This is a genomic window from Spirosoma koreense (genome assembly GCF_054777875.1).
Genome location: NZ_BAAHAC010000027.1, coordinates 521,791 through 529,987, shown reverse-complemented (window position 1 = coordinate 529,987; position 8,197 = coordinate 521,791). Strand labels below are relative to the sequence as shown.

At 50.1% G+C, this 8,197-nt stretch carries 7 protein-coding genes; 5 read left to right on the top strand and 2 right to left on the bottom strand.

Annotation, left to right across the window (positions count from 1 at the left end):
• On the top strand, window positions 1-842 hold an 842-nt coding region (locus ACYVC2_RS27810; RefSeq protein ID WP_461108110.1), incomplete at its 5' end, for a hypothetical protein.
• 64 nt (window positions 843-906) lie between these two features.
• Window positions 907-1,977 carry a T9SS type A sorting domain-containing protein gene (locus ACYVC2_RS27805; RefSeq protein WP_461108108.1) on the top strand — a complete coding sequence of 357 codons (1,071 nt, stop codon included), beginning with the start codon at window positions 907-909 and terminating at the stop codon, window positions 1,975-1,977.
• A gap of 72 nt (window positions 1,978-2,049) precedes the next feature.
• On the opposite strand, the gene ACYVC2_RS27800 is transcribed toward ACYVC2_RS27805, so the two are convergent.
• Both ACYVC2_RS27800 and msrA read right to left on the bottom strand, forming a co-directional pair.
• A complete protein-coding gene (locus ACYVC2_RS27800) occupies window positions 2,050-2,562 on the bottom strand; it encodes a hypothetical protein (RefSeq protein ID WP_461108106.1) in 513 nt (170 codons plus the stop codon).
• Between the two features lie 460 nt (window positions 2,563-3,022).
• On the bottom strand, window positions 3,023-3,601 hold the full coding sequence (gene msrA / locus ACYVC2_RS27795) for a peptide-methionine (S)-S-oxide reductase MsrA (RefSeq protein WP_461108104.1): 579 nt from the start codon (window positions 3,599-3,601) through the stop codon (window positions 3,023-3,025).
• Between the two features lie 182 nt (window positions 3,602-3,783).
• Between msrA and ACYVC2_RS27790 the strand changes: the two genes are divergently transcribed.
• The 3 genes from ACYVC2_RS27790 (at window position 3,784) to ACYVC2_RS27780 (ending at window position 8,194) form a co-directional block, all read left to right on the top strand.
• On the top strand, window positions 3,784-4,665 hold the full coding sequence (locus ACYVC2_RS27790) for a PPK2 family polyphosphate kinase (RefSeq protein ID WP_461108127.1): 882 nt from the start codon (window positions 3,784-3,786) through the stop codon (window positions 4,663-4,665).
• 63 nt (window positions 4,666-4,728) lie between these two features.
• Complete coding sequence (locus ACYVC2_RS27785) at window positions 4,729-5,610, top strand: PPK2 family polyphosphate kinase (RefSeq protein WP_461108102.1); 882 nt, start codon at window positions 4,729-4,731, stop codon at window positions 5,608-5,610.
• A gap of 151 nt (window positions 5,611-5,761) precedes the next feature.
• Window positions 5,762-8,194 carry a TonB-dependent receptor gene (locus ACYVC2_RS27780; protein ID WP_461108100.1) on the top strand — a complete coding sequence of 811 codons (2,433 nt, stop codon included), beginning with the start codon at window positions 5,762-5,764 and terminating at the stop codon, window positions 8,192-8,194.
• Window positions 8,195-8,197: the final 3 nt, after the last annotated feature.

Below are 8,197 nucleotides of genomic sequence, written 5' to 3'. Positions count from 1 at the left end.
ACGGCTCGGCCAACGGGGTGATTGCAGTAGCGGTGACGACTTCGAACGTATCGAACGTCAACTTCGGCGTGGAGCGCCTGCCAACGGCCGATGCCAAAACAGCGGCCAGCCAGCCAAATCCGGAAGGTGCTTTTACGGTTACGGTACCAACACTGACGGGTTCGGACCCAGAGGATGGGGTCTACAATGGCACCAGCAAAACCAACACCATCGTCATCAAATCGTTGGCTACGAATGGTACACTGTATTACAACGGTACACCCGTGACGCTGAATCAGGTAATTACCAACTACGACCCAGCCCTGTTGACAGTCGATCCGGTCAATGGAGCGGTAACGGTAAGCTTTACCTACTCGGAGCGCGATGCAGCTGGTAAAGACAGCCCGGCAGCTACGGTCAACATGCCGTTCGTTCTGGTACCCGATCTGACACCGATCATTTTCGCTCGTCCATCGACGGTTTCCGGTACAAAGCCTATCACCTATGTAATCGATGTGTTTGAACTGAACGGCGTAGCGACCAACGGTCTGATCACCGTGAAAGTCAGTAAGGATGCTAAAACGGTGTTGAGCTTCGATAATACTCTTACATCGGTAGGCGGTCGTCCTGTACAGAACAGCAACTGGACCTTCAGCGGGCCATCGGGTGGGTTCTATACCCTGACAACCAACAAAGTAATTACTGCCGGCGGCCAACTCTCCTTTGGCCTGAGCGGTACACTGACACCCAGCGCAACGTCGGGTACCCTGACCGCAAGTGTCGTGATTGTGGCCGGTAGCGGTGGTGAAGTTGTGTTCGACAACAACAACGACGCCGACAAAATCGACTACTTCCAGCAGTAAACCTTCAGGACTCTGATTAAGCCAGCCAGACCTGGCTGGCTTAATCAGAAAATCCATCTGAATTATGAAATACAACCTGATATATATACTGGTAGGCCTGTTGCTGCTGACAGGCTTACCAACTCTTGCTCAGAAAGGCTCAGACCCTGCGGTTACCAGCCGGGATTTACAACCTGCTCCGCTGGACAACGTCGGTTCCCCGTTTTCAATGACTTTTACCATTGGCAATAACGGCGCTGTTAACATACAAGGAAACATCCCGGTAAACCAAATGGGCTTTAGTATTTGCCTGAAGAAGTGTAAACTCAATGCGGCCAATCCTATAGAGGCTTTATCAGGAGAGTTATTGAACTACTTCGATATAACCATCAACCCTAGTACGGGCTGCCTTGATGCAGTGCAGAAAGTGGCTATTCCGGCTACTACCGTTTATGATCTGTATATAGCCGCGGTGGTAACGGAAGCTTCTTCGACCACAACGGTAAACGACATCGGCGCTGACTGCAACATTTCTCCTAACTCCTCATCGAATCCCCAGCCGTCCGACAACGATTTTGCCTCGATTTATACCCACACGACCAGTACGGAACTGCCTGTATCGCTGGTGAAATTTACGGCGCAGGTCCAGACCGATCAGACGGTATTGTTGAACTGGAGTACGTCCTGGGAACAAGCCAACAAAGGATATATCATCGAGCGGACCAAGGATCTGAAGAACTTCGAAGCTGTCGGCGAGGTGAAGGATGTGGCCGGCACCAGCAATAGCCTTAATTCATACCGGTTTGTGGATGGATCGCCGTATCGGGGAACGAGCTATTATCGGCTACGGCAGATCGATCTGAACGGGACCGATCATACATTCCCGGTGGTGTCGGTAGTGGTTCGGGACGAGCCTTATGGGGTATATCCGAATCCTGTGCGCGATAATCGATTTACATTAGCTCTGGATGAGCCGCAGCAGGCTACCGTCAATCTGTACAACGCGCTGGGTAGCCGTATATCGCTGCAGGCGAAAGCGCTGGACAACGAGCATCTGGAACTGCATAGCCAAAGCACCTTGTCGGCCGGTGTATACGTGCTTCGTGTCGAAGAACGCGGTCAGATTCGGCAATATCGCGTTGTGGTCAATCCCTAAGCGCGCTGAAAGTAACGTTCATAAAAAAGGTCACCCGGTAATCGGGTGACCTTTTTTGTTGAGAGTGAGTTCTTAAAACTTGAACGTAACCCCTAGTTTGAGCGTAGCCAGGCTAGATCCCAACTCAGCAAAAGCGCCTACATTATCACTAAAGAAATAACGACCGCCTAAGTGAATAGGAACGTATACTGTACCGTAGTTATCAAAAGCTCCGCCATAAGAAAACGAGAAGTACGAAATTCCCAAACCGGCGTAAAGATCGACTTTATCGTTTGCTAGTTTCAGTAATTCATTAAAGTGATACGATCCCCGGGCGCCTATGTCGAAGGAATGGTAACCATATGAACTAATTGTGCCGTAACTTCTATAACCGACAACGCCACCTACGGTGATATTTGGAGCCACACCAAAATCAGCAGACGCATTAAGGCCAATGCCGCCACCACCCGTATAGTACCCATAGCCACCGACCCCAATACCGGCGTTAATAAATGTACTCCCTTTGTCGACAGCAAGTTGCGCAAACGATTTTGTGCTGGCTAACAGACCAAGGACTAATAAAATAGCTAAGTGAAATTTTTTCATTTGAGAAACTGATTTTGTTAAAATTTGAGACAAAGTAAATGCGAATCCATGGGCCTAACAAACGTTATGAATGACGTCTTATTTATCGGTCAATGGCCGAATTAGTAACAAACATAGTAAACTAAAACAGATGAGTATATACTTTGGTAGTTTATACCTAGATTAAAAATCTATAAGTCAATGAGTTGGGCCAGATCATTTTGGTCATTATCCACCCTTGTTTGTATAGCTTATTTCCTTAAAAAGTACTTCCTTCCAATTGAAATGACTGTCGATGAATGAATTATATATATGTTTATGCGCCTAAACAGCGAGTAAAGCAAAGACTGTAAATAAGTACCATCGACTGATAATCTTGTCGTACTATGCCTGACCAGACCTTGCTGGCAAATAACGGCGGCAGATGACCTGGCCGGGCAGCAATAAAAAAGCCCCATTTTCAGGGGCTCTAGTTCATTTCTTAATGGTTTGCCAGCTCTTTGAGCTCCGGTTTTAGTTTCTCCTTGAAGACTTTCCGGAATTTATCGACTTTCGGAGCCACTACGAACGCGCAGTAGCCCTGGTTCGGATTATTGGCGAAGTAATTCTGGTGATAAGCCTCAGCTTCGTAGAAAGTCGTCGCCGGACTGATTTCCGTGACGATTGGTTTATCGTAGGCGCCCGACTTATCGAGTTCGGCTTTGGCCGTTTCCGCTACCTGTTTCTGTTCATCGTTATGGTAGAAAATCACGGACCGATACTGGGTGCCTACATCCGCTCCCTGCCGGTTCAGCGACGTTGGGTCATGGCTTCGGAAGAACGCTTCCAGTAGCTCCTGATAGGTAATCTTGGCCGGGTCGTAAGTCACCTCCACACACTCCGCGTGGTCGGTGGTGCCGGTGCAAACTTCTTTATAAGTCGGATTGGCTTTATGACCGCCTTCGTAACCCGATACGGCCGAAATAACGCCGTCCAGCGATTCGTACAGCGCTTCCGTGCACCAGAAACAGCCCGTTCCGAATGTCGCTTTTGCCAGATTGGCAGATTGGTTTGTAGTCATGGATTCTGATTTCGTTTTGGTAATCGGTCGGGTTTGCCCCGTACATCCGAACAGAAACAAGAGCAGGGACGTACGCACAAAAAATAACCTACGGTATGTAATTGCAACCATTCGATTGGTTTGTGGTTGTAACCCTAACGAATTAACATAACTGACCTGCGTAAAGTTTGCGCATTGCCCCCGTGAAAGATTTCGATATTGACCGGTTCCGCTACGATGGCGACCAGTCGCTTAAGCTAAAAAAAACACCGACGAAGGTAGATGACCTGTACGAAGATGACGAACACTACGAGGCCCTACTAAGGCAACAGGCCGCCGAAATCGATAAGTGGCAGGAGCGAATGTATGCGTACAACCGCTATGGACTCATAGCGGTGTTTCAGGCATTGGATGCGGCCGGTAAAGACGGCACTATTCAGCACGTATTTACTGGCACAAATCCCGCCGGTGTTCGCGTCTATTCCTTTAAGCGCCCAACCGACCAGGAACTGGATCATGATTTTCTGTGGCGAAGTTGGCGCGAACTGCCCGAACGCGGAACAATCGGTATTTTCAACCGGTCGTATTACGAGGAAGTGCTGGTCACCAGAGTTCATCCTGAGATTCTGACCGAAAGTCAGCGGCTCCCCGAAAAATCGACGGAAGATCTGGATAAGCTTTTCAAGCATCGTTACGAAGCCATTCGGGCTATGGAAACCTATCTGTATCGGAATGGCTTTCCAACGGTCAAGTTTTACCTGCATGTTTCGAAAGACGAGCAGGCCGACCGGCTCATTGCCCGTATCAAAGACCCTGAAAAGAACTGGAAGTTTGAGGAGGGCGACGTCAAAGAACGGGGTTTCTGGGATGAGTACCAGGATGCTTACGAAACCTGTATTAACGAAACGGCCAGCGATAAATGCCCCTGGTATGTTATTCCGGCCGACGATAAAAAGAACATGCGCCTGTTGGTCGGGCGAGTCATCATCGACCAGTTGAAAAACATGCCTTTTGCCGATCCTGAACCTGATGAGAAGCGCTTTAAGGAGTTACAAAAGCTGATCTCCGTTATTCAGAATCAGTAACACGGCCAGAAAGCGCTAATCGTCAGTATTCATTAACCACGGCTTACCGGCCATGTCGCACGCATGAAAAAAATAAACAGTAAGCTTTTCCGATACGACGAGAAACGGTCCTTCCCGATCAGCGATACCCCTACGCTGATCGATCCGTTCTATGCCGATGAAGCCGATCTGAACCGCCAGCTGGATGAACTGGCCGAACGCATGGATCAGGCGCAAAACCGTATGCATGCCGATGAGCACTACGGCCTTTTGGTTGTTTTTCAGGCGATGGATGCGGCCGGTAAGGACAGTAGTATTCGACGGGTGTTTAAAGGCGTCAATCCGTCCCGGTTTCAGATAGCGCCGTTCAAAAAGCCTGCCGAAGAGGATTTAAAGCATGATTTTCTGTGGCGCTTCTGGCAGGAATTGCCCGAACGAGGCCAGATTGGCGTTTTCAACCGATCATACTACGAAGAAGTGCTGGCGCTACGGGTCCATCCGGAACGGTTGCAGCAACAACAAATTCCCGGGAACTTACTCCCTAAAAATGAGCAGACGCTCTGGCGGCAACGATTTGGCGATATCGTTCATTTTGAAGACTACCTGTTTCGAAACGGGTTTCCCATCGTCAAATTCTACCTGCATGTTGCGAAAGAAGAGCAGGGCAGACGGCTTATTGCCCGTTTAGAAAATACCGAGAAACAGTGGAAGCTGAGCGAAAACGACCTGAAAGAGCGGACGTTCTGGCCGCAGTATCTACAGGCTTACGAAGATACCATCCGGGCGACCGCCACTCGTCAGAATCCGTGGTACGTTATTCCCAGCGACGACCGCCGGAATCAGCAGCTGATCATCGCTCATATCCTCACCGAAATCCTCGAATCGTTACCGGTTCAATTCCCCGAGACCAACCCCAAAGAAGCACAGCAGTTCATTAAGCAGATCAGAAAACAGGATGGCCATTAGGGCATTTGTCCCGTTCATTATTGGTTTTATCGTACATACGGTACCGTTCACGGCTGGATTTAGCAGCTTTATCCAATTTTAGATTCAGCAGACCCTCTGCCGAAGTACCTTTGCCTTGCCGTAATGAAAACCTGAATGAATCGGCAAGCTAATGAAACACTTCCTACTATTCTGGCTGGTTGGCTTAGCCGCACTGCTTATCTCTGCTGAAGACCTCAGTGCGCAGGGAGCCGAAACCAACGCTAAATTCGGAAACACTTCGGAGAAAAAGGCTGCCCTGACCATCAGCGGCTACATTAAGGACGAGGCCAATGGTGAAGGACTGATTGGGGTATCGGTGTATGTCAAAGAAATCGGAACGGGTGCCGTAACGAATAACTACGGATTTTATGCCGTTACCGTACCTGCGGGAAAATACACCCTCGTGATTAGTTATGTCGGCTACGCCAAACAAACCCGGCTGGTCGATCTGACCGATCGGAATGTGCACCTGGATCTGGAACTTCAGCAGGAAGGCAAGGAGCTTCAGGAGGTGACTGTTTCGACGAAGCGGGAAGATGATAACGTCAAAAACATTGAAATGAGCGTCAACCAGATCGACGTCAAGACTCTCAAGCGGATTCCGGCGCTGCTGGGGGAGGTCGATGTGGTGCGGAGTATTCAACTGCTGCCGGGCGTGTCGACGGTGGGCGAGGGCGCCACAGGGTTCAACGTGCGAGGGGGAAGTATCGATCAGAACCTGGTGCTGTTGGACGAAGCGCCCGTTTATAACTCATCTCACCTGTTCGGTTTTTTCTCGGTTTTCAACCCCGATGCGGTGAAAGACGTGAAGCTGATCAAAGGCGGTATTCCATCGAATTATGGCGGTCGTATTGCGTCGATCCTGGATGTCCGGTTGAAAGAAGGAAATGCCAAAAAGCCGGAGCTGAATGGCGGCATCGGTTTGATTTTTAGCCGGTTATCTTACGAGCGGCCGCTGTTTAAAGGCAAAGGGTCGTTCATTGTGGCCGGTCGTCGCTCCTACGCCGATATTCTGGCGCAGCCCTTTCTGAACAGTGACCTGAAAGGGGCAAAGTTTTACTTTTATGACCTGACGGCCAAAGGCAACTACCGCATCAACGACAGGAATATCGTGTTTTTGTCCGGCTATCTGGGCCGCGACGTGTTTGGCTCCGATTTTGGCTTTAACTGGGGGAACACCACTCTGTCGGCTCGCTGGAACCACGTATTCAGCGACCGGCTGTTTCTGAACACGACGGCTTATTACAGTAATTACGATTACTCCCTCAATACCGACCTGAAGCAAAAAACGCCCAACGATTTTTTCAAGACCGATTCGCGCATCGTCGATTACAGTGTGAAGCCCGATTTTTCGCTGGCGCTCGGAAAAAACCTCATTACGTTCGGGGGGCAGGCGATCATTCACGATTTCCAGCCCGGCACCGCAACTGCGGCCAGTTCGGGAAGCATTCGTTCGTTCGGTATTGCCAACAAACACGCCCTCGAATCGGCCCTGTATATTGGTAATGAACAGCAGGTCAGTTCCCGACTACAGCTACAGTACGGACTGCGCTATTCATTGTTCAGCTACACCGGCCCGGGCGAAGCATACACCTTTTCGACCGATGTACCGCTGGGCCAGCGTCGGGAGGTGATTACCACGGTGGCTTATACCGGGAGCAATACCATCAAGACCTACGGCAACTGGGAACCCCGGTTTTCGGCTAAATATGAGCTATCCAACAACAGCGCGCTCAAGCTGAGTTATAACCGGCTGGCACAGTATATCCACCTGATTTCCAATACGACCGCATCGACTCCGCTGGATATCTGGACTCCCTCGACCAACAATATCAAACCCCAGGTTGGCGATCAGATCGCCGGAGGCTATTTCCGGAATTTCGGTCGGTCGACCGGCACAGGCAGCGAATTCGAAGCATCGGTAGAGGTATACTACAAATGGCTCCAGAATCAGATCGATTACATCGACGGGGCCAGCCTGATTCTGAACAAGTATCTGGAAGGTGATTTGCTCAATGGCAAAGGCCGGGCGTATGGCGCTGAGTTTTATGTTAAGCGCAACACGGGTGTGGTCAACGGCTGGATCAGCTACACGCTGGCGAAAACGGAGCGCCTGGTGATGGGCATCAACAACAACAACTGGTATCCGACCCGGTTCGACAAGCGCCACACGCTGACTTCGGTGCTGATGATCGATCCGCCCGGTGCCAAACGCTGGAATTTTTCGGCTACATTCACATTGGCCAGCGGCACACCTGGCACTTTTCCAACGGGACGGTTTGAATACGATGGACACGTAGCGCCGATTTATGAAGCCCGGAACAACTACCGCATTCCGGCGTACCACCGGCTCGACCTGGCCGCTACCCTGCAGGGACGTAAACGACCGGGTAAGCGTAAAGAAGACAACTGGGTGTTTTCGGTTTATAACGCCTACGCCCGAAAAAATGCGTTCTCGGTTTATTTTCAGCCTAATGCAGATAATCCACGCGTGACCGAAGCTATCCGGTATTCTGTCTTTGCCACACTGATTCCGTCAGTGACGTACAATTTTAAATTTTAGTAA

What these genes read in the sequence shown, in the direction of transcription:
- ACYVC2_RS27785 (WP_461108102.1), top strand. Translation starts at nt 4,729, where the DNA reads ATGAAAAAAATAAACAGTAAGCTTTTCCGATACGACGAGAAACGGTCC.
- ACYVC2_RS27780 (WP_461108100.1), top strand. Translation starts at nt 5,762, where the DNA reads ATGAAACACTTCCTACTATTCTGGCTGGTTGGCTTAGCCGCACTGCTT.
- msrA (WP_461108104.1), bottom strand. Translation starts at nt 3,601, where the DNA reads ATGACTACAAACCAATCTGCCAATCTGGCAAAAGCGACATTCGGAACG.
- ACYVC2_RS27800 (WP_461108106.1), bottom strand. Translation starts at nt 2,562, where the DNA reads ATGAAAAAATTTCACTTAGCTATTTTATTAGTCCTTGGTCTGTTAGCC.
- ACYVC2_RS27805 (WP_461108108.1), top strand. Translation starts at nt 907, where the DNA reads ATGAAATACAACCTGATATATATACTGGTAGGCCTGTTGCTGCTGACA.